15 protein-coding genes and 1 pseudogene are annotated in these 20,700 nt (G+C 68.2%); 9 read left to right on the top strand and 7 right to left on the bottom strand.

Annotated features, from left to right (window positions below):
* Window positions 1-77: 77 nt before the first annotated feature.
* The 5 genes and pseudogenes from AC07WJ_RS16525 to AC07WJ_RS16505 form a co-directional block, all read right to left on the bottom strand.
* Window positions 78-362 (bottom strand): annotated as a pseudogene (locus tag AC07WJ_RS16525) (ATP-binding cassette domain-containing protein); the annotation flags it as partial.
* Window positions 359-1,369 (bottom strand): branched-chain amino acid ABC transporter permease, encoded by a 1,011-nt coding sequence (locus AC07WJ_RS16520; RefSeq protein ID WP_494935707.1) that lies wholly within the window; start codon window positions 1,367-1,369, stop codon window positions 359-361. The pseudogene AC07WJ_RS16525 and the gene AC07WJ_RS16520, both read right to left, overlap by 4 nt.
* Before the next feature lie 2 nt (window positions 1,370-1,371).
* Window positions 1,372-2,217, bottom strand: coding sequence for a branched-chain amino acid ABC transporter permease (locus AC07WJ_RS16515; protein WP_494935706.1), 846 nt, complete (start codon window positions 2,215-2,217; stop codon window positions 1,372-1,374).
* Window positions 2,218-2,506: 289 nt separating this feature from the next.
* The gene (locus AC07WJ_RS16510; protein ID WP_494935705.1) at window positions 2,507-3,700 is read right to left on the bottom strand and encodes an ABC transporter substrate-binding protein; all 1,194 of its coding nucleotides are present in this window, start codon (window positions 3,698-3,700) and stop codon (window positions 2,507-2,509) included.
* Window positions 3,701-3,950: 250 nt separating this feature from the next.
* Entirely contained in the window at window positions 3,951-5,033 is a 1,083-nt protein-coding gene (locus tag AC07WJ_RS16505; RefSeq protein WP_494935704.1) for a LysR family transcriptional regulator, read from the bottom strand.
* Window positions 5,034-5,108: 75 nt separating this feature from the next.
* Between AC07WJ_RS16505 and AC07WJ_RS16500 the strand changes: the two genes are divergently transcribed.
* From AC07WJ_RS16500 to AC07WJ_RS16485, 4 genes are read left to right on the top strand one after another with little or no spacing between them, the layout of a single operon-like run.
* Window positions 5,109-5,699 (top strand): hypothetical protein, encoded by a 591-nt coding sequence (locus tag AC07WJ_RS16500; protein ID WP_494935703.1) that lies wholly within the window; start codon window positions 5,109-5,111, stop codon window positions 5,697-5,699.
* 25 nt (window positions 5,700-5,724) lie between these two features.
* Window positions 5,725-6,330, top strand: a complete 606-nt coding sequence (locus AC07WJ_RS16495) for a GNAT family N-acetyltransferase (RefSeq protein WP_494935702.1) — start codon at window positions 5,725-5,727, stop codon at window positions 6,328-6,330.
* Entirely contained in the window at window positions 6,317-6,937 is a 621-nt protein-coding gene (locus tag AC07WJ_RS16490) for an isochorismatase family protein (RefSeq protein ID WP_494935701.1), read from the top strand. The genes AC07WJ_RS16495 and AC07WJ_RS16490 overlap by 14 nt, the downstream gene beginning before the upstream one ends.
* Window positions 6,934-7,149: a hypothetical protein gene (locus AC07WJ_RS16485; RefSeq protein WP_494935700.1), complete on the top strand. Its 216-nt coding sequence runs from the start codon at window positions 6,934-6,936 to the stop codon at window positions 7,147-7,149. Before AC07WJ_RS16490 ends, AC07WJ_RS16485 begins: the two co-directional genes overlap by 4 nt.
* A 27-nt stretch (window positions 7,150-7,176) precedes the next feature.
* Here the strand turns inward: AC07WJ_RS16485 and AC07WJ_RS16480 are convergent, their stop codons facing one another.
* Window positions 7,177-7,428 (bottom strand): GlsB/YeaQ/YmgE family stress response membrane protein, encoded by a 252-nt coding sequence (locus AC07WJ_RS16480; RefSeq protein WP_494935699.1) that lies wholly within the window; start codon window positions 7,426-7,428, stop codon window positions 7,177-7,179.
* Between the two features lie 63 nt (window positions 7,429-7,491).
* Between AC07WJ_RS16480 and AC07WJ_RS16475 the strand changes: the two genes are divergently transcribed.
* From AC07WJ_RS16475 to AC07WJ_RS16460, 4 genes are all read left to right on the top strand, one after another.
* A complete protein-coding gene (locus AC07WJ_RS16475) occupies window positions 7,492-7,746 on the top strand; it encodes a helix-turn-helix domain-containing protein (RefSeq protein ID WP_494935698.1) in 255 nt (84 codons plus the stop codon).
* Between the two features lie 427 nt (window positions 7,747-8,173).
* Complete coding sequence (locus AC07WJ_RS16470; protein ID WP_494935697.1) at window positions 8,174-9,964, top strand: serine aminopeptidase domain-containing protein; 1,791 nt, start codon at window positions 8,174-8,176, stop codon at window positions 9,962-9,964.
* A gap of 173 nt (window positions 9,965-10,137) precedes the next feature.
* Window positions 10,138-11,592, top strand: coding sequence for a lipopolysaccharide biosynthesis protein (locus AC07WJ_RS16465; protein WP_494935696.1), 1,455 nt, complete (start codon window positions 10,138-10,140; stop codon window positions 11,590-11,592).
* 83 nt (window positions 11,593-11,675) lie between these two features.
* Entirely contained in the window at window positions 11,676-12,479 is an 804-nt protein-coding gene (locus AC07WJ_RS16460; protein WP_494935695.1) for a YdcF family protein, read from the top strand.
* A 76-nt stretch (window positions 12,480-12,555) separates the two neighbouring features.
* On the opposite strand, the gene AC07WJ_RS16455 is transcribed toward AC07WJ_RS16460, so the two are convergent.
* A complete protein-coding gene (locus AC07WJ_RS16455; RefSeq protein WP_494935694.1) occupies window positions 12,556-13,956 on the bottom strand; it encodes a tetratricopeptide repeat protein in 1,401 nt (466 codons plus the stop codon).
* Window positions 13,957-14,155: 199 nt separating this feature from the next.
* Here AC07WJ_RS16455 and AC07WJ_RS16450 point away from each other — a divergent pair, with 199 nt between their 5' ends.
* Complete coding sequence (locus tag AC07WJ_RS16450; RefSeq protein ID WP_494935693.1) at window positions 14,156-20,488, top strand: autotransporter domain-containing protein; 6,333 nt, start codon at window positions 14,156-14,158, stop codon at window positions 20,486-20,488.
* Window positions 20,489-20,700 lie beyond the last annotated feature (212 nt).

The raw sequence follows: 20,700 nt of genomic DNA, 5'->3' as shown, positions 1-20,700 counted from the left end.
GGCGACCACCGAGATCTACACCGGATTATATTCGTCGGCAGCGTCGGATGGCGAGCCCCCCCCCGCTCGCGCACCTTCAGGGCGGGAAAGATGTTGGTCTTCTGGAACGATCGGGCAAGGCCGGCCCGCCGCCTGGCGCGGGCCGAGAGCGCGCTGATGTCGCGTCCCTGGCAGATCACGGTGCCGGCGGTCGGGCCGCCGCGGCCGCAGAACGCATCCATCAGCGTCGACTTGCCCGCGCCGTTCGGACCGATCAGGCCGCGGATCTCGCCCGGCCGGAGCGCGATGGAGACATTGTCGAGCGCGGTGAAGCCGCCATAACGACGGGTCAGGCCCAGGCCTTCGAGCGCAAAGCCGGTCATCGCATCTTCGCCTTCAGCCAGGAAAACATATCCAGCAGCAGGCCGCTGACGCCGTGCGGCAGCAGCACCGTGACGACGATCAGGGTGATGCCGATGATGGCGGGCCAATGCTCGGTCAGGTCGCCGGCGGCATCCTTGAACAGGAAGAAGATGACCGAGCCGAGCGCCGGGCCCCAGACCGCGTGGGTGCCGCCGATGACCGCCATGACCAGGGCCTCCCCCGACAGCGACCAGTGCAACGCGCCCGGCGTGACGAACGCGTTGTAGAGAACGAACAGCACGCCGGCGAGCGCGCCGATGGCCGCCGAGAGAGCATAGACCAGCGCCCGCGGCAGGACCGTTTCGTAACCGATATAGCGGGCGCGTTCCTCGTTCTCGCGGATCGCGACCGTCAGCAGGCCGAAGGACGAGCGCGAGACGAGCCACAGGCCGCCGACCACCAGCACCAGCACGACCCAGCAGACCACGAACATGGTCGAGGGCTGCTGGAACACCGCGATGTCGAGGCCGAACAGGCGCGACGGCAGCCTGACCGCCATGCCGTCGTCGCCATTGGCAAGCTCGCGCCAGCGCAGGAAGATTTCATGGAAGGACTGCGCCACGGCAAGCGTCAGCATGGAAAAGGCCAGGCCCGGCAGGCGCACGATGACGAGGCCGGCGACGAAGGCGAGCGCCGCCGGCAGCGCGATGGCGAGCCCGATCGCCCATTCGGCCGGCATCAGGTCGAATTTGCCGTTCAGGCCGACGGCATAGGCGGCCAGGCCGAAGAAGGCCGCGTGACCGAAGCTGGTCAGGCCGTTCTGGCGCACCATGAAGCCGATACCGGTGGCCAGCACCGCGCTGATCACCGCCTGGGTCATCAAGGTCAGCGCCAGCTGCGAGGAGACGAAGGCCGGCACCAGCAGGCCGAGCCCCGCCGCGACCGGCAGAAGCAGCGGCACATAGAACAGGCTGGACCGCGCCGTGGTGGCGGGCCCGGCGATCAGGGTCGGTTCAACGGACGGCATCGTCATTTCCCGGCACCGGCGAGCCCCTGCGGACGCAAGGTCAGCACCAGGGCCATGATGAGGAGCGGAATCATCGAGGCCAGTTCCGGCACGAAGACGATCCCGAGATTGTGGACCTGGCCGATCACCATCGCCGCGACGAAGGCGCCGGTGAAACTGGTGAGGCCCCCGGTCACCACCACGACGAAGCAATCGATGATGATGTAGCCGCCCATGGTCGGCGACAGCGCCAGCAGCGGCCCGGCAATGGTGCCCGAAAGGCCGGCGAGCCCGGTGCCGATGGCCACCACCAGGGCACTCAGCCGGTCGGTGTCGACCCCCTGCATGCCGGTTGTGACCGGGTCGACGCTGGAGGCGCGGACATAGAGCCCGACGCGGCTCGACCTGAGCCAGAAGGCCAGCCCCGCGGCGACCACCAGCGCGACGGCGATGACGAACAGCCGGTAGACCGGGAAAGTGGCGCCGAACATCGGCACCACTCCCGCCAGCAGCGGCGGCGGCGCGACCGTCAGGAAATCCTTGCCCCAGACGGTGCGGACGAAATCCTCGATCACGAAGAGCAGGCCGAAGGTCACCAGCAGCGTGACGATCGCGTCCTGCTGGGCGAGCGGCCGGAAGACGAAGCGGTCGAGCAGCACGCCGAGGGCGGCGAGCACCGCCACCGACACGACCAGGCCGACCCAGAAGCCCAGATAGGCCGCCGCGGCGTAGGAAATATAAGCGCCGAGCATGAACAGCCCGCCATGGGCGAAGTTGGTCACCCGGCGCAGGCCGAAAATGAGCACCAGCCCGACCGACAGCAAATAGAGGAAGCTGCCATAGACCAGGCCGTTGATGATCTGGATCATGATGCCTGCGCCCCGATCGGCCGCGCCGGCATGGGCGCCACCCGCCTCCAGGCGCCGGACGCTCTGTCCGGACCATGGTTCCGCACCATGAGGACCTCCCTGCTGACCGCTATCGTCTTTGTTTTTTGTTGACTGAATGAATATTCATTCAAATCAGCCCTGTCAACGACGGGAGCCGGTCCGGTCGCGATTTTCTCGCCACCACCCGTCCACGCGCGACGAGGATCGGCCCGTCCCTGGCCAGGACGGCCTGCCGGCACGGCCGCGGCGGCCGCGCCGGCGAGCCCGATCAGAGCCTGCAGGTGCCATCCGGCTTCGGCGTCGCGATATCGGCGGGAACCGTCATGTTGATCACCGGCCGCAAGGCGCCGTCGGCCATTGCCACCGCTCCGAAATAATTGGGCCCGACCAGCTGATGGTCCTCCTTGCGCATCAGTTGCGAGCCGAGGATCGTCTCGAAGCTCGTCCCCTCCATCGCCTTGGCGACATCGGCCGGCTTGACGCTGCCGGCCCGCTTCACCGCCTGCAGGATGACCTGCATGCCGATATAGGTTTCGCCTTCGAAATTGGTCGGCAGAGTGCCCGGATACTTCTTGGCCCAGTCGGCGACGAACTTCTTGTTGGGCGGGGTGTCGAGGGTGGCGCTGTAGTTGATGATGGCGTGAATGCCCTTCACGCTCTCGCCCAGCACCTTGACGGTTCCGTCCGTGGTGAAGCTGGTGCCGCCGGTGACGACCTTGTCGAACAGACCGAACTGCTTGGCCTGCAAGGCGAAATTGATCGCGTCTCGGCCGGCGAGCGCGACCCACAGCGCCTGCGCGCCGGAATCCGCGACCTTCTGGATATGGGCCGCGTAATCATTGCTGCCGAAGGCCGGGTAGTTCTCCGACACGATGGTCTTGCCGGTGGCGTCCGCCGCCTTGCGGAAGCTCGCGCCGGAATTGCGCCCCCAGGCGATGTCGGCGGCGACGATCGCCCATTTGGTTTCCGAACGCGTGGCGAGCCAGGGTTGAACCACGGCGGCATCGGAATAGTCGGGCCGGTTGACCCGGAACATGCGGCCCTGGCACTGCTTGCCGGTGATGTCGTCGGCCTTGTTGATGGTCGCGACATAGAGCGCGTTCCAGCGCGCCAGCATCGGCCCCATGGCCAGCGCCTCGCCCGAGGCGATCGCCCCGGTCAGGATGTTGTAGCCGGCCAGCGCCAGCTTCTCGCCCTGCTGGCGCGCCAGCTCGGGTTTCGCCTCGGTATCGAGGAAACGGACCTGGACTTCTCGGCCGTCGACGCCGCCGCTGGCATTGGCCTCGGCCACCGCGAAATCGATCGCCCGCTTGGCCTCGTCGCCGAGCTGCGCATAGGTGCCGGTGAGCGCGGTGGGCACCCCGATCTTCAACGGCTCCTTGGTTTGCGCCAGGGCCCCGGTCGCGCCGGCAATGGCCGCGCTCGACGCCCCGATCAGCAGAGTTCTCCTGGTCGCATGCATGGTCTGTTTCCTCGGTTCGTTTCTTAAGAATGAATGTTCATTCAATCTTAGCGGCGTCGCCATTGTCAAGCCGCAGCGTCATCGAACGCCGAGGCCCGCGCGGCGGTGCGGGCCGGCCACACGCCATGCGGGAAAGTCCCCTGCCCGACCTCGGCCGCCGCCCCGGTCCGGCATGATCTCGAAAGCATTTGCCCAAGCCGCGGCGAACCGGCTCGCCTCCCGCCGCGCGGCTGGCGCCGAGCGCCGGCGCTCAGCCCGCCGGACCGTCGCCACCACTCCGGTGGCGCATGGCCGGCGCCACCGGCGGCAATGGCAGGAAGTGATAGTCCGAGCGGAAACGGTCCGGCGCCGAGGGACTTTCGGGCAGCATGAAGCGGTCGCCGAACAGCGGGTGGCGTTTCGGATCGAAGATCTGTTTCAGCCAGTCGATGGTTCGCCGGACGCGGGCGATGTCGCCGATCGCCTGCCGGTAGGACAGATAGAGGTCGATGGGGTAGTCCGGGCCAATGTCGAGCGCGACGAGCGCGGGATTGCTGCTGCCGATATAGGTCGGCAGGCAGCCGATGCCGTAGCCGGCGCAGACCATGAAATAATGCGCGGTGCTGGTATTGGTCCGGACCGCGTTGATGTCGCTGAACTCGCGGGCGCCCAGCACGCTCAGGAACATGCTCTCGTCCAGCTGGTTGGCGGCCTGGATGACATAGCGGTGCTGCCGGAGCTCATCGATCGAGCGCGGCGTGCCATAGGTCTTGAGATAGGCAGTCGAGGCATAGGGCCAGATATGCAGCCGGGCGATCCGCGCGAATGCGATGTCCGGGCCGGTCGGCCGGGTGAACTGCAGCGCCAGATCGGCGCTCGAACGCAGCACCTCCGGCACGTCCATGCTGCATTTCAGGTAGATCTTGATGCGCGGCGCGATCTGATGGAATTCGATCAGCTTCGGCGCGATCCAGAACGCGCCGAGGCCATCGGTGACGGCGATGCTGACCACGCCCTCGTCGTGGCGCTGCTTCCAGGCCACCTTGCGCTCGATCGTCAGGAAGCGGTCTTTCAGCTCGCGGGCGTCGTCCAGGATCGACAGGCCCTCGGCGGTCAGGCGGATGCCGCCCTGGGCGCGCTCGAACAGTTTGACCCGCAAGCGGTGCTCGAGCAGGTCGATGCGGCGCGTCACGCTCGACGCCTGCAGGCCGAGATCGCTGGCGGCGCTGCGAAAGCTGCCCGCCTCGGCGACCGCCAGGAACAGCTTCAGGTCGTCCCAGTCCAAGCGCAATTGCGGCGCATCGCCGGCGCCCGAGGGAATTTGCGCAACATCCTGTTGCTCGCTTCGCTGCATCGTCCATCCCTCTCGGCCTCGTAGCCTTTCTCCTGTCGGCGTCTTCGGTGCGCCGTTTCTTGAGCAAGGTCCGCCATGATTGACGCTCAGTCCCGCCATGTGAAGAGCTTCGACGCGATCTCGACGACGCGCAGCAGCATTTCGATCGTTCTGTCGAGCCTCGACCCGGTCCAGATCCCCCAGATCGCCGAGCTGGCGCGCGACAATATCGGCCCCGACATCGCGTCGCGGGAGGTGTTCGAACGCGTCCTCAGACACAATCAGGAGTGCTGCTGGGTCGTCTATCGGCGCGCCGAGGATGATCTGTTTTCCCATCGCCTGACCGGGTTCACGGCCTTCCTGCTGTTGAACGAGCTCGGCCACGCCGCCGTCGAGCGCGACCTGTTCGCCGGCAAGAACCCCGACCTGTCCATGCTCTGCCGGCGGCGCGAGCCGCCGGCGGCGCTCTACTGGTGGGCGAGCGTGGCCCAGCGCAGCACGGCGCTGACCTTGCCGGGCGTGGTCGAGGCCCTGCAGCATCCGCGCTACCGCGATCTCGACATCTTCACCCGCCCCGGCACCCCGCACGGCGCCCGGATCATCGGCAATCTCGGCTTCGCGCCGGTGCTGAGCGGCCGAACCGGCACGATCGGCGACCTGATGGTCTACCGCCGCGGCAGGCATTGAACCGGTGATTCCGATGGAAAAAAAGATGCAGTCCCGGACCAATTCCGACATCACCCTGCGCCTGGCGCGCAGTTTCGACGACATGGCCCGCGTCCTGGCCGTGCGCTCGGCGGTCTATATCGGCGACGAGGCCTGTCCGTTCGAGGAGGAGTTCGACGGCAACGACTTCTGCGCCGCGCATTTGCTGGCCTTCTGCGACGGCGAGCCGGCCGGTGTCCTGCGCATCCGCTTCTTCGGCGACTGGGCCAAGTTCGAGCGGCTGGCGGTGCGCCGGGAATTTCGCGGGCGCGGACTTGGCCGCCAGCTGGCCGCGGAGGCCAAGCGCTATTGCGCGCGCAAGGGCTTCCGCCGCGTGCTCGCCCATTCGCGCCACGAGCGGATCGGCTTCTGGGCCGAATTCGGCTTCGCGGCCGGGCCCGACGCCCGCAGCTTCATCTTCTCCGATTATTCCTACCAGGAGGTCTGGTGCGACCTCGAGCCCGACCGGAGCGGCCTGCCCCTCGGCGCGGATCCCTATGTCACCATCCGGCCGGAAAACGACTGGGAGCGCCCCGGCTGCCTCGAGCGATCGCTCATCCGCACCACGCGCTCGCAACCTCTCTTCGCAGGAGATCGCCGTGCGACAGCATAAGGCCGTGATCGACCTGAACCGCTACCGGGGTCATGACGTCGAACCGCTGCTGCTGCTCGTCGACCTTCAGCAGGAATTCGTCGCCGAGGGCCGGCGGTTGCAGATCCAGTCGGTCGCGCCCGCGCTGGAAAATTGCCGGCGCCTGCTCGACCATGCCCGCGCCGGCAAATGGCCGATCGCCCACGCCCGCTGGCTGCAGCGCGGACCCTACTTCAACGAAGCCATGCCGTTCTCGGGCTGGATCGACGGCTTCGAGCCGCATGGCTGCGAGATGGTCTTCAACAAGTCCGGGCCGTCCTGCTACTCCGCGCCGAACTTCGCCGAGATGATGGCGACCGGCATCAGCGACAACACGATCGTCGCCGGCCTGACCGGCGCGGTGTCCTGTCTCGCCACCGTCATCGAGGGTGCCTCGAACAACCATCGCTACACATTCGTCACCGATGCCTCGGCGAGCCATGCCTGCGAAGCGACCGACGAGTTCAGCGCCCATGACCAGGCCTGTTTCATCGCATCGCATCACGTCCGCACCACCACCACCTCGGAGATCGTCGGCGGCCCCCTGCCCGCCGTTCAGAACCTGTCGGATCAAAGGCCTCGACCATGAATCACGCACGCGACCCGGAAGCGATCAGGCAAACCCTGTGGGGCCTGTTCGAGCGCGCCCGCGAGGCGTCGAGCCAGGGCGGTTTTCGCCTGGAGGCCTATCTGGCGGAAATGGCCCTGCTGTCGCTGAGCCCGACCGCCGTGACCGACCCGGTCCGGCTCGAGCCGGACGACGAACGCCCCGGCCGGCGGCGCGGCAAGGCCGGCACCTGACGATCGCCTTGCCGGCCAAACGCCGGCCTAACCCCGCACCGCCCGACCGACACCGATCAGGAGGCAGGCGCCGATGAAGCCGGCGACCAGGTAACCGAGCGTGCCGGCGAACGAGACGCCGAGCAGCCCCAGCAGGGCGCTGGCGATCGCCGCGCCGACCACGCCGAGGATCACATTGCCGATAATGCCGGTATTGGCGCGCATGAACATCTGCGCGAACCAGCCGGCGAAGCCGCCGACGATGATGGCCGCGATCCAGCCGATCTGTGTCTCATTCATCTCTGCCCCTCCCATGCGGAAGCACCGGGACAACGCCGCCGCCTGACAATGGTTCCGTGACGCATGGCGCGGCTGGCGTCCCCTCCCGCGTCCATCGCCGGTTCCACCGAGACGAAAGAGCCAGGCAAGGCACGCCATTTGGCGGAAGACGAATGCCTGCGCTGGGTGGCAGCCGGCAAGACCGACCCGGAAATCGGCACGATCCTGTCGATCTCGGCCACGACCGTGAAATTCCATATCGACACCGCGCGCGGCAAACTGAATGCGCGAACCCGGGCCCAGGGCGTCGCCCGGCTGGTGCTGCGCGGCCTGTCGTGACGGCGCGGGCTCAGAGCCTCCGCGATGGGGCAAAGCGACCGCCGGACCCGATCGCGGGCGGCCCGGCGTACCGGCGATACGCCGCGGCGTGACGATCAGGCGGGAACAGCGGGATCGCGAAGGGAGAGCGTCGATCGTATCGGAGTACCCCGAACGCCCCGGAGCACCCTTGGAGGGCCGCGATCGGCCCGAGGCGCCAGCTTTGCCCGCCGCTGGTCGGCCCGGATACTGGCCGAAGGGCCAGCGCTTCGCGGCGACAACCAGCGGGGATCGCCTCGAAAAACCGGCATCCGCCGTGCGCGGCGCCCCCGCCGCGAATGGAGATCGAGGCATGAATTCGGGGTACTCCCCATGCCGGTCTTCACGCCGGCCGGGAACGTCCCCACCCTAGCCTGCTGATCCAATCGTTGCCTCCGGGAGGCGAATGATGGTCCCGGCGACAATCGAGGGATGCGCGGGCTGGTTTCATCCCGCGGCTGGCCGCACAATCAGTCGGCGTGGCGTCGTGCTGGTGCCCGCGCTCGGCTTCGAGGAACTGTGCTCGCGCCGCACCTTGCGCATCCTGGCCGACAGGTTGGCCGATGCGGGCATCGCCACCTTGCGTTTCGATTTTCACGGCACGTCGGATTCGCTCGGCCGCGAGAAGGATCCCGGCCGGCTCGCGCGCTGGACAGCCGATGTTCACCGCGCCATCGACTGGCTTCGCTCGCAGGCCGCCGTCGACCAGGTCGCGCTGATCGGCCTGCGGTTCGGCGCCCTCGTCGCGGCCGACGTCGCGGCCGTCCGACCGGACGTCGCGATGCTCGCTTTGCTGGCGCCGCCAAGTTCCGGCAAGGCCCATATGCGCGAGCAGGCCGCGCTGTCGCGCATCATCACCATCGCGACCGACGCGGAGCCGAGCGGCATCACGGTCGCGGGCTTTCATTTCACCGAGGAGACGGTGGCGGCGATCAAGGGCCTCGACTGGCCGAACGCGGCCTCGGTCGCCGACATGCTGATCGTCGCGCCCAAGGACGCGGCCAAGGCCGTCCATGCGCGCTTCCCGGCGGCCAGGACGATGCTCTTCACCGGCTATGAGCGGATGATCTGCGACCCCACCGCGTCGGAGGCCCCCTTCGCGGCGATCGACGGGCTCGTCGCCTGGGCACGCCGGGGCCTGCCCGCCGCCGCCGTGGCCATCGCGCCGCGGCCATCGCAGCCGCTTGCCACCGGCTGCTTCAGCGAACAGGGAATCACGTTCGGGCCCGACGGCCGGCTGGCCGGGATCCTTTGCCTCCCGCGCGTCCGCACCGGCCAGTCCGTCATCCTCGTCAACGGCGGCGGCTTGCCGCATGGCGGCTGGGTACGCATGAGCGTGACCATGGCGCGCGCTTTCGCGGACCGGGGCATCGCCTCGCTGCGCATGGATTTTTCCGGCATCGGCGACAGCCGCGCCGCATGCGAGAAGCTCACGCCGTTCTATTACGACGCGGCCAACCGCGGCGAGATCGTCGCCGCCGTCGATTGCCTGCGGCACCGCGGCTTCACCGCCTTCGCGGTCTCGGGCATTTGCAGTGGCGCCCATCACGCCTTCCATGCGGCCCTCGCGGACCATCGCATCTCCGCGCTGGTGCTGGTCAACCTGCAATGCTTCGTCTGGGGGCCGCGCCACAGGCTGCTTGCGGACGCCTGGATGAAAACCCAGCCGGCCCGTATCGCTTCGAAGATGCGCGAGGCCGACGCGGAGCTGAGGCCGGCGCAACGGTGGCTGGCGCTCTGGAAGCAGCGTTTGCTCTCGCTCGCCCGCGGCCTTGCCAAGCCTGCCTTCCTGGCGTTTCAAAGGCGCGCGGGGCGATGGGCGCCCGGCGGCGCGCCGCTCGGCGGCAACACCGTCGCCGCGGGCTTTCGCGCGCTGTCGAAACGCGGCACCCGCGTCCTGCTCGTCTATAGCGAAGGTGATCCCGCCCTCGACGAGCTCTCGCTCTACATGGGCCCGGACGGACGGGAGGCGACCGCGCTCGCCGGTGTCGAGAAGCGGCTCATCCGGGATGCCGACCATGCCATGAGGCAGCACGCGGCCCGGGCCGAGCTTTTGGCCCTGCAACAGGACTTTCTCGCCCGCCTTGCCGCCGAGCGACGCGAAGCGGGCCTGGCCAGAGGCGAAGCCGGCGCGCCGGCAAGGCCATTCCCGATCCCGGGCCGACCCGAATACAGCGCCGCCCCGCTTCGGTCCCGCTGACGGCCTCCGCCGGCCGATTTTCGGGCGATGTCATTCGAATGAACGAGGACGGCGACCTGGCCGCTTCATAACCTGCCTCTCACCTCTTGCCGGCCGAGAAGCCAGGAACGAAGCGCGCGCGCCGGGCGCGTGCCGCATTCAGCCGTGCGCCTGGCCGATGATGGGACGTTGCGATGCCGACCGACCTCACAGACCAGACCGATCGGCGCACGCGCGCCGGCCATGCCGGGGCGGCGGCTTCGTCGCGGGACGGATATGTGCAACCCGGCGAAAGCGCCGCTTCGAGACCGGCCCGCGCCAGCCGTGACCTGGCCCAGCGCCTCGCCAGCGCCAGCATCTGGGCCCTGTTTGCCTATGTCGGCGGCGCGGCGCTGACATTTCTGTCGCAACTGGTGATCGCCCGGCTGATGGGCGCGGCAAGCTTCGGCATATACTCCTACGTCCTGGCCTGGATCAGCGTGCTGGCCTATGGCGCGACGCTGGGCTTCCACGTCACCATGCTGCGTTTCGTGCCGGCCTATGGCGCCAAGGGGCAGTGGTCGCTGGCGCGCGGCCATATCCGGTTTGCCCTGGCCTGGTCGCTTGCCGCCGCAGTCGCCTCCGCCCTTGCCGGCGCCCTGATCGTCATGGCCTCATCCGCGCAGATGCCCGCGGAACTCGCGCAGAGCCTGGTGATCGGCATGGCGGCCGTCCCGCTGATCACCATGTATCTCCTCGGCGGCGCCATCCTGCGCATCCTTGGCGGGGTCGTCTCGGCCCTCGTGCCCGAGCGCATCGTCCGCGACGGCCTGCTGCTCGCCCTCGTTGCCCTGATCGCCTTGACGGTGTCGCGCCATCCGGACGCACGGCTGGTGATCGCCGCGCTGGTGCTGAGCTGCGCGGCGACGGTCGCGCTGGTGTGCCTGATCGCCCGCCGGCTCTGGCTGCCCGAGCTGCGCGGCGTGAGCCCGAGCTATGCCGTGCGCGACTGGTGGCCCTCGGTGCTTCCGCTCATGGTCATCACCGGCCTCGACATGCTGATGACCCGTACCGGCGTGATGCTGCTCGGCTGGACCGGCAACATCAGGGATGCCGGCATTTTCGCGGTGGGCTTCAATGTGGCCATGCTGATCGTGCTGCCGCGGGTGGCCGTGGGGACCATGTTCGCCCCGACGATCTCGGAGCTTCACGCGCTCGGCGACAGGCAGGCGCTGCAGAAGGTCTTCGCCAATGCCTGCACCTTATCGCTCGCCGGCGCCGCCATTCTGGCCTTGCCGCTTCTGGCGGTCATGGCGCCGCTGCTGCGCTGGTTCGGCCAGGATTTCGACGCGAGCGCGCCGATCGCCTACGTCCTGGTGATCGGACAGGTCTTCGCCGCGGCGGTCGGACCGCAGCAGAACCTGCTGATCATGACCGGCCACGAGCGGGCTGCCGCGGCAATGATGATCGCCAGCGCCGGCCTGAACATCGTCGCCTGCGCCCTGTGGATCCCGCGCTATGGCCCGATCGGAGCGGCAATGGCCACCACCATGACCATTGTCGCGTGGAACGTCGCCATGGCCATCTACATCCACAGGCACCTGAACCTCCTGCCAGGGCTCGCCTCCGCGCTCGGCTGGGGACGGCGGCCGCCTGATCCGGGGGGGTGAAGCCGAAGTCGAAGCCTTCGCGGCGCACGCGGATCGGCGGCGCATCGTTCGGGAGGATCGCAGCGCGCGGGACCGGAGCCATCATGTTCTTCTACGCATCCAAGATCGTCTGGTGGCTGGTCACGCCGTCGAATGTGCTTGTCGGGCTGGTCGCCTTCGGCGCGCTGCTCCAGGCCACGCGCCTGGCCCGCTGGGGCCGCGGCTGCGTCATTCTCGGCGCCATCGGCGTGGTGCTCGCCGGCCTCTCGCCGCTTGGCATCCTGCTGGCGCGACCGCTGGAAAACCGCTTTCCCCTCCAGTCCCAGGACATGCCGGCGCCGACGGGCATCGTCGTGCTCAGTGGCTCGATCGAGCAGATGACCACCGCGGCGCGCGGCGGCCAGGTGCAGGTCGTCGCGGCGGCCAGCCGGATCACCGAGGCGGTGGTGCTGGCGCGCCGCTACCCGCAGGCCCGGCTGGTGTTCACCGGCGGCTCAGACGCGGTATTTTCCGGCGATGAGCGCGACGAAGCCCAGGCGGCCAGGACATTGTTCATCGAGCTCGGCATCGCACCCGAGCGGATCACCATCGAGCGGGCAAGCCGCAACACCTGGGAGAACGCGGTCTTCACCAGGCGGATGATCGAGCCCAAGCCGGGCGAGCGCTGGCTCCTGATCACCTCGGCCTGGCACATGCCGCGCGCCATCGGCCTGTTCCGCGCGGCCGGCTTCGACGTCGTGCCCTATCCGGTGGATTTCGAGACGCGCGGCACCGATCAGGAATTGCGGCAGCCGATCACGCCGGCGAGCCGCGGCCTGGACCTGGTCGACCGCATGACCCACGAATGGCTCGGACTTCTGGCCTATCGGCTCACCGGGCGATCGGCGGCGCTGTTTCCCGCGCCTTAGGCGCGCCCTGCCTCACGCGGCGCGCCCTGATATCCGTCCACGCCTGTCGGGATCGCCCTCGCCGGACGGCGCGCGATCACGGATTGACGGCATCGGCTTGCCGGCTTGTGGCCGGGGAAAGCCCCGCCTCGGCGACGATCACGTTGAAGCGATGGTCGTTGCGAAACCTGGCGAGCGCCGGCTCCATCCGGATGCCCGCCAGCTCCTGTTCCTTGCGCTGGACCGAGCGGGCGAGATAGTCGAAGGCCAATCCGTCGTCACCGGTCATGGCCGCCGTCAAGGCCAGCTTGAACGCAGGCTGCCGGCCGGCATCATGCAGGCGCTGCTGCTCCGCCAGCATCGCCGAAAGCATGGCCTGCCGGCCGCCATCGCCAAGGCCGGCCTCGGCCGCGTCGGCTATGGCGCGATCTTCGGCGCTGCGCGACAGCATGGCGGCGCGGCGGAATTCCCGCAGGAAATCCCGGTCTCGCCCGGTCGCGAGGTAGATGGTGGCGAGATAGGCGGCCGGAGACAGCATCGACGGCTCGGTCTCGGCGAGAGGGCGCAGGATCGCCAAGGCCTCGTCGATCCGGCCGGCATGGAACAGGATCAGCCCCTTGTTGGCCAAGATGGACGGCGCCTTGGGGTCGAGCCTTTGCGCCGTCGCGATCTCGCGCAACGCGACGTCGAAGCGCCGGTCCTGCATGGCCACCAGCGCATACCAGTGGCGGGCGCGGGCATTGGCGGGATCGAGCGCGATGGCCCGCTCGAACAGCCTCATCGCGCCAGGAAAATTGCGTTCCCAGTAATAGGCGTTGAAGGCGAGCGCAGCGTAGCCGCCCGATGCCTCGGGCGCAAGGGCGATGGCGCGTTCGGCCGCGGCCTTGGCCTTCGGATAGGCCTCTCCCGGCGGCACGGTCGTGTACTGGCTCACCAGATTATAGGCGTCCGCCAGCCCGATATGGGCAAGTGCATAATTGGGGTCTTGCGTCAGCGCCTGCGTAAACAGGCCGATCGCGCGGATGAGACCGTCGGCGGTGCGGGTCTCCAGATTGTAGAGCCCGTCGAGATAGAACTGTTCCGCGCCGGCCGCGGCCTTGTCGCCGGACACACGCTGTGCCGCAAGATCGAGCCGCCAGCCGGCCACGGCGCCGGCAGCCAGCAGAAAGCCGGCCAAAGCGGCGGCCCAGCCGGCCGACCGCCATGAGCGGGCCAGCACGGGGGGCGCTGAAACGGGCTGCGGCGGGGGCGCTGGCGCAACCGGCCCCGGCTCCCCCAGCGCCTCACGCCCGCTCCGGCTTCTCAGCCACAGATTGAGCTCGCTGGAATAGGCATAGATGGCGGCACGCCGACGGCCCGGTACGCGGTGAACCGGCAGTTCCGTGGCCTCGGCCCAGCGACGGACGGTGCGTTCGTCCCGGCCGAAAAAGGCGGCGATTTCCTTCCAGCCCTTCAGCAGACGATTCGCGCCGCCTTCGGCCTTTTCCGTCTCTCCCATCCAAAACGTCCTCAATTGTCCGCTTGTGTCCGTTCCCACCTTGTAGCGCCGAGACCACCGTTTCCTACCCTACGTCTGGAGGGGCGCCTGTCGAAAAGGACAAGGCCCTCGCTTGTCGTCGAACATGAATCTTGGGGGCGGATCGGACATGGGGAACCAGACGGACAGGTCGATCTTCAAACCTGGCGCGATGGCGGGCATGCCGGCTCCCCGGCCCCTCGGTACCCAGCTCATGCCGTTCCTGCTGGCGACGAGCGCCCTTGTCGCCCTCGCCGCCGCGCTGCCATCGGCGGCCTGGGCGCAGACGACCACATGGACCGGCGCGGGTTCTTCCAACTGGTTCGACGCCACCAGCTGGAATTCCGGCGTGCCGGGTCCCTGGACCGCCGGCGGGCTCTATCCCTACAATGCCATCATCAACAACGGAGCCGTCAGCCCCGCCGTGATCGGCAGCGCGGGCGCCGAGGCCGGAACGCTCATCGTCGGCGGGACGGCCACGGGCAGGCTCGACCTTACCGCCGGCGGCACGCTGGTCGTCAATGGCTATGCCGGTTCCGGTGTCTTCTCATTGCTCATCGGCGACCAGGCCAGCGGCAACGGCACCATCGCGGTGTCGGGCGCCGGCGCCGGTCTTTCGGCGGCCGGTATTGCCGTCGGCCGCGCCGGCACCGGACGACTGGACGTGCTGAACGGCGCCTTGGTCAGCAGTTCGCTCGGCTATGTCGGCACCGACGCGGGCAGTCACGGCACGGCCGTCGTGGATGCCGCCACCTGGAACATCGGTCAGCTCTTCGTCGGTTCCTACGGCACCGGCGACCTCACCCTCCGCAACGGCGGCAAGGTCACTGTGACCAGCACCCTTGGCGCCACCGCAGGCATGTATGCCAATTCCACCGGCACCATCACGGTCGATGGCGCCGGCTCGGTGCTGGACGATCAGGGGTGGCTGGCGTCGATGACGCTCGGCTATAACGGCACGGGCCACCTGGTCGTGTCCAACGGAGGCACGGTGACCAGCCTGGGCGCCTGCATCGGCTGCGGGACCGGCGGCGTCGGCACGGCGCTGGTCACCGGCGCCGGCTCGAAATGGCAACTCACCGATTCCGCCTATGAATATTCCGTGGGCGGCTCCGGCACCGGCACGCTGACGGTTGCCGATAACGGCCTGTTCCAGGCCGATAACAGCAATCTGATCATCACCTTCGGCTCGGTCGGCACGGGACGGGGCACGCTCCACCTGACGACCGGCGGCAGGGCGCAGTTCGATGTTCTGAACCTTGGCGGCTGGGCCGCCGGATCGGCGGGCAGCGTCGGCCAGGCCATTGTCGAATCCGGCGGGCAACTGTCCAGCAAGAGCGGCAATATCGGCGGCGCGGCCGGCGCGCTCGGCCAGGTCACGGTGACCGGGGCAGCCTCGCGCTGGGACCACACGGGCCAATTGACGCTCGGTTATGAGGGACGCGGCGAAATGACCGTGTCGGCGGGCGCGCAAGTGGCCAGCGCAAGCGGCACCATCGCCAGCAATCCCGGCTCCAGCGGCACGGCGACGGTGACGGGCGCGGGCTCGAAATGGAGCAACACCCTGTTTCTCTCCGTCGGCAATCGCGGCGTCGCCAGCCTGTTCGTGCAGAACGGCGGCGAGGTCGCGACCGGCTCGCTCTCGGTTGGCCCGGGCGGCCAGGGCACGGTGGAGATCAGCGGCGGCGGCAGGCTCACGAGCAGCACAGTCATGCTCGGTACCAACGCAACAGCCGGCAATGCCATGTCGCCGACGACAGGTGATGTACTTGTCACCGGCGCAGGGTCATCGCTTGTCGCATCGACCTACATCTGGGCGGGCAGTCAGGGCGCTCGTGGATCGCTGACGATCGCGGACGGCGGTACGGTTTCCATCAACAACGGCATATTCAATCCGGCGACTTATGCGGGGCTGCTCTATCTCGGGGATGATAGCGTCGCCGGCTCGGTTGGAACCCTCACGATCGGCGGCGCCACGGTCGCCGCGGCGCCCGGAACGCTGACGGCGGCCGGTGTCGCCTTCAACACGCCTTCGGACACGCTGAACTTCAATCACACGTCGACCAATTATGCCTTCGCACCGAGTCTTCTTGGCAACGGCACGGTCAACGTCCGGGCCGGCACCACGCATCTGACCGGCGACAGCAGCCAGCTGGGCGGCTTTATCGGGCAGGTCAACGTGCTCGGCGGCAGGCTCTATGTCGACAACAGGCTCGGCGGCGGCACGGACGGCGCCGGGCCCGTCCTGGTGTCCTCCGGCGCGCTGCTGGGAGGCACCGGCACCATTGCCGGTGCCGTGACGGTCGCCGACGGCGGCATTCTGGAAGGCCGGGCCGGCCAGGTGCTGAAACTGGGTTCGCTGGTGCTCAACGCGAACAGCAACGTCAATGTCGCGCTGGGTGCGCCGAGCAATGCCGCTCTGTTCGACATCGCGGGCAGCTTGACGCTCGACGGCAAGCTCAACGTGACCGACGCGGGCGGTCTCTCCACCGGCACATACCGGCTGGCCAATTACGCCGGCGCTTTCACCAATAACGGGCTGGTCGTCACCAGCGTCCCGGCCGGCTTCAATCCCGGCGATTGGTCCATCGACGCGGCGACGGCTGGGCGGGTCAACCTGATCATCCCCGCCATCGGCGCGAACGCGCAATATTGGGACGGCCCCAACATGACGCCGGGCAACGTCGCCGATGGTCGCAGCGGCACCGGCACCTGGAACAGCTCCAACACCAACTGGACCAACCAGGCCGGCTCGATCAATGCGCCATGGGCGTCCCAGACGGCGGTCTTCGCGCCGCGGTCCGGATCGGCCGCCACCATCACCGTGGAGGGCGCGCAGGCCATCACCGGCCTGACCTTCCTCCCGCCGGCGACGGACCCCGGCTTTTATTATACCGCCTATCGCTTCAATGCCGGCGCCGGCGGCAAGCTCACCATCGCCAATGCCGCGACACCTTTCGATGTCGGCTGGACGGCGGGCGCCGCCCGCGCCGACAACGTCATCGCCGCGCCGATCGAGGGTGCGGGCGGCATCCGCAAGCGCGGCGACGGCATCCTGACGCTGCGGGGCGCCAATTCCTATGCCGGCGGCACGACGGTGGATGCCGGCATCCTGGTGGCGGACTACGAGGCGACCGCGCTCGGCTCAGGACCTGTCACCATCGGCGCCAACGGCACGCTGCTGTTCGGTGCCGGCCCAAGCGGGCATCTCGCCATCACCAATGCCGGAGAGCTCTTCTTCGACACCACCCATTCCGCGAGCACGGGATATGCCGGGGATGCGACGATCACCAACCAGGCAACCGGCAGGCTGGTGATCAGCGCCCTGACCAACGCCAGGGACCTGACCATCATCAACAATGGCGGCCTGGTGGAGGGCGGCCTCTATGTGACATCGGGCAATCGTTTCGTCGAAGCGACCGGCAGACGCGGCTTCATACCGCCTGTCGGCTCGATCTCCGGCAGCGGCACGCTGCGCGGCAGCTTCGATGTGGGTTACCTGAACGGCAACGACGTCTTCTCCGGCGTGATGGAAGACATCCCCTATGGCACGGAAGCGGATGGGATAACGCCGAGCACGCGGAGCCGTCTGGTCAAGAGCGGCACCGGCACGCTGACGCTGACCGGCGCCAACACCTACACGGGCGGGACCGACGTGCGCGGCGGACGGCTGCTGGTCAATGGCTCGATCCTGGGCGACGTCCGGGCCGAAGCCAACGGCACGCTGGGCGGCAAGGGCAGCATCGCCGGCCAGGTGGTGGTGGACAATAACGGCGCGCTCGAAGGCCGCGCCGGCCAGACCTTGACGATGGGGTCGCTGGATTTGAGCCCGAACAGCAAGGTCAACGTGTCGCTCGGCACGCCGGGCGGGGCTGGTCTGTTCATGGTCAACGGCAACCTGAAACTCGACGGCACGCTGAACGTGACGGATATCGGCGGTTTCGGCGCCGGCGTCTATCGCATCTTCGACTATGGCGGCACGCTGACCAACAATGTCCTCGATGTCGGCAGCATGCCGGCCGGTACCAGCGGCACGATCCAGACCGCTGTGGCCAATCAAGTGAACCTCCTCGTCGATGGGGGCTCCGGTCCGGTCCCGGCGACGCAGTTCTGGAACGGCACGACGACGGTGGCGGACGGCACGATCCACGGCGGCAACGGCACATGGGTCGCCGGCCCGACCAACTGGACCGACCTGAACGGCTCGGTCGCCGCGGCCTGGGGCGGCAAGTTCGCCGTGTTCCAGAACAATCCCGGGACCGTGACCGTCGACAATTCCGCCGGCGCGATCACGACCACCGGCATGCAGTTCATCGGCGCGGGCTGGACCGTCGCCGGCGCTGCCGTCACGCTCAACGGCGCGGGTGGCGAGACCTCCATCCGCGTCGGCGACGGCACGCCCGCCGGCGCGGCTCACAGCGCCACCATCGCCGCGGAACTGAGCGGCAACAGCCGGCTAGTGAAGAACGACCTCGGCACGCTGATCCTCACTGGTGCGAACAGCTATGCCGGCGGCACGACGATCGCGGCCGGGACGCTGCGGATCGGCAATGGCGGCACGACCGGCTCGATTGCGGGCGACGTGCTGAACAACGCCACGCTGGCCTTCAACCGCTCCGACGCCACCACATTCGGCGGCACGATCTCCGGCTCCGGCGCGGTGCGGCTCATCAGCGGCGACCTCAGTCTCACCGCCAACAACAGCTATGCCGGCGGCACGGACATCGTGGCCGGTTCGACGCTGCGCCTCGGAAATGGCGGTACCACCGGCGCGATCGACGGCAATATCGCCAATGACGGCACGCTCGTCTTCAATCGTTCCAACGGCCTGACCTTCGCCGGCAGCCTCGGCGGTTCCGGCACCATTCGCCAGGTCGGCTCGGGCAGAACCGAGCTGACCGGCAATTCCGGCGGTTTCGGCGGCGCGACAACCGTCGAGAACGGCATCCTGGCGGTCAATGGCACGCTGGGCGGCGCGCTGGACATCCAAGCGGCGGCCCGTCTCGAAGGCATCGGAACGGTGGGCGGCACCGTCGTTTCCGGCACGATCGCGCCGGGCAATGGCGGCATGGGCACGTTGAACGTCACCGGCAACATCACCTTCAATCCGGCCTCGGTCTACGAGGTGCAGGTGAATGCGGCCGGTCAGTCGGACAGGATCGTCGCGACCGGTCTGGCGACAATCGACGGCGGCACGGTGCGGGTGCTGGCGGGCGCGGGCATCTATGCGCCGGCGACCATCTATACGATCCTCACCGCCAATGGCGGCTTCGACGTCAATCGCAATCGTTTCGGTGGCGTGACCTCGAATCTCGCCTTCCTCGATCCCTCGCTCAGCTACGACGCCACCAACGTCTATCTGACCATGACCCGCAACGGGACCGCTTTCCAAAATGTCGGTATCACGCCGAACCAGATCGCGGCCGGCAGCGGCGTCGAGAGCCTCGGCCTCGGCACCCCCATCTACAACGCGGTGCTCAACCTGTCGGCCAACCAGGCACGCTATGCCTTCGATCAGCTCTCCGGCGAGATCCATGTCTCGGCTCGCACCGCGCTGATCGAGGACAGCCGCTTCATCCGCAACGCCGTCAACGACCGCGTCCGCGCCGCCTTCCATGGCGTCGGCGCCTCGCGCACGGTCACGACCTATGGTGACGGCAAACCGGTGACGGTCGCGGCGGACACCGATCGCCTGGCGGTCTGGGGCCAGGGTTTCGGCTCCTGGGGCCGCACCGACGGCGACGGCAATGCGGCGCGTCTCAACCGGGCGACCGGCGGCTTCTTCATCGGCGCGGATGCTCCGGTGTTCGACACCTGGCGCGTGGGCGCGGTCGCCGGCTACAGCCGCACCACCTTCGACGTCAGGGAGCGTCACTCTTCGGGTTCAAGCGACAATTACCATGTCGGCCTTTATGCCGGCACGACCTGGGGCGATCTCGCCTTCCGGTCGGGGGCCGCCTATGCTTGGCACGACGTCTCGACATCGCGGAGCGTCGTGTTCCCGGGCTTCGGCGACAACCTCAAGGCCACCTACGACGCCGGCACGGCGCAGGTCTTCGGTGAACTCGGCTACGGCATGCGTGCCGGTGCCTTCGGCTTCGAGCCCTTCGCCAATCTCGCCCATGTGCGCCTGCATACGAACCGCTTCGCCGAGCGGGGCGGAACTGCGGCGCTGACCAGCCCGGGGACGACCACCGATGCGACCTTCACCACGCTTGGCCTGCGTGTCTCGACCACCTTCGAGGTCAACGGCGCGGGCCTCACCGCCAAGGCCTTGTTCGGCTGGCGTCATGCCTTCGGCGATGTGACGCCGCTCGCGGCGATGCGCTTTGCCGGTGGCGGCGCCGCCTTTACCATTGGCGGCGTTCCGATCACCCGCGACGCGGCGGTGGTCGAAGCCGGGCTCGACTATGCGGTCACGCCGAACGCCGCGCTCGGTGTCTCCTACAACGCCCAGTACGGCTCCGGTCTTTCAGACCAATCGGTCAGGGCGAACTTCAACATCAGGTTCTGATCGGCGGTCGAACGTCCGACGCGTCGCGGCCAGCCTTTCGATCGCGGAGATGGCCGAGTGGATGGCGTGGCACGACCTCATCCAGCCGCGCCACGTCCGGCCTGTGCTCGAAACTCAAGGCCGGGAAACCGGCATGGACGAAGTGCCGGCGAGCGGACGTCGCTTCCGCTCGTCCTCGACCAGAGCCCGTCATCCCGAGCAGCCGCGAGATT

It is taken from the genome of Phreatobacter sp. GW821-FHT04C01, assembly GCF_059420385.1.
The sequence above is the reverse complement of the archived record's forward strand: the minus strand, read 5'-3'. Positions and strand labels throughout refer to the sequence as shown.

Excerpts from the sequence above, each read along its gene's own strand:
- AC07WJ_RS16520 (WP_494935707.1), bottom strand. The coding sequence starts at position 1,369 with ATGCCGTCCGTTGAACCGACCCTGATCGCCGGGCCCGCCACCACGGCG.
- AC07WJ_RS16515 (WP_494935706.1), bottom strand. The coding sequence starts at position 2,217 with ATGATCCAGATCATCAACGGCCTGGTCTATGGCAGCTTCCTCTATTTG.
- AC07WJ_RS16510 (WP_494935705.1), bottom strand. The coding sequence starts at position 3,700 with ATGCATGCGACCAGGAGAACTCTGCTGATCGGGGCGTCGAGCGCGGCC.
- AC07WJ_RS16505 (WP_494935704.1), bottom strand. The coding sequence starts at position 5,033 with ATGCAGCGAAGCGAGCAACAGGATGTTGCGCAAATTCCCTCGGGCGCC.
- AC07WJ_RS16500 (WP_494935703.1), top strand. The coding sequence starts at position 5,109 with ATGATTGACGCTCAGTCCCGCCATGTGAAGAGCTTCGACGCGATCTCG.
- AC07WJ_RS16495 (WP_494935702.1), top strand. The coding sequence starts at position 5,725 with ATGCAGTCCCGGACCAATTCCGACATCACCCTGCGCCTGGCGCGCAGT.
- AC07WJ_RS16485 (WP_494935700.1), top strand. The coding sequence starts at position 6,934 with ATGAATCACGCACGCGACCCGGAAGCGATCAGGCAAACCCTGTGGGGC.
- AC07WJ_RS16480 (WP_494935699.1), bottom strand. The coding sequence starts at position 7,428 with ATGAATGAGACACAGATCGGCTGGATCGCGGCCATCATCGTCGGCGGC.
- AC07WJ_RS16475 (WP_494935698.1), top strand. The coding sequence starts at position 7,492 with ATGGCGCGGCTGGCGTCCCCTCCCGCGTCCATCGCCGGTTCCACCGAG.
- AC07WJ_RS16470 (WP_494935697.1), top strand. The coding sequence starts at position 8,174 with ATGGTCCCGGCGACAATCGAGGGATGCGCGGGCTGGTTTCATCCCGCG.
- AC07WJ_RS16465 (WP_494935696.1), top strand. The coding sequence starts at position 10,138 with ATGCCGACCGACCTCACAGACCAGACCGATCGGCGCACGCGCGCCGGC.
- AC07WJ_RS16460 (WP_494935695.1), top strand. The coding sequence starts at position 11,676 with ATGTTCTTCTACGCATCCAAGATCGTCTGGTGGCTGGTCACGCCGTCG.
- AC07WJ_RS16455 (WP_494935694.1), bottom strand. The coding sequence starts at position 13,956 with ATGGGAGAGACGGAAAAGGCCGAAGGCGGCGCGAATCGTCTGCTGAAG.
- AC07WJ_RS16450 (WP_494935693.1), top strand. The coding sequence starts at position 14,156 with ATGCCGGCTCCCCGGCCCCTCGGTACCCAGCTCATGCCGTTCCTGCTG.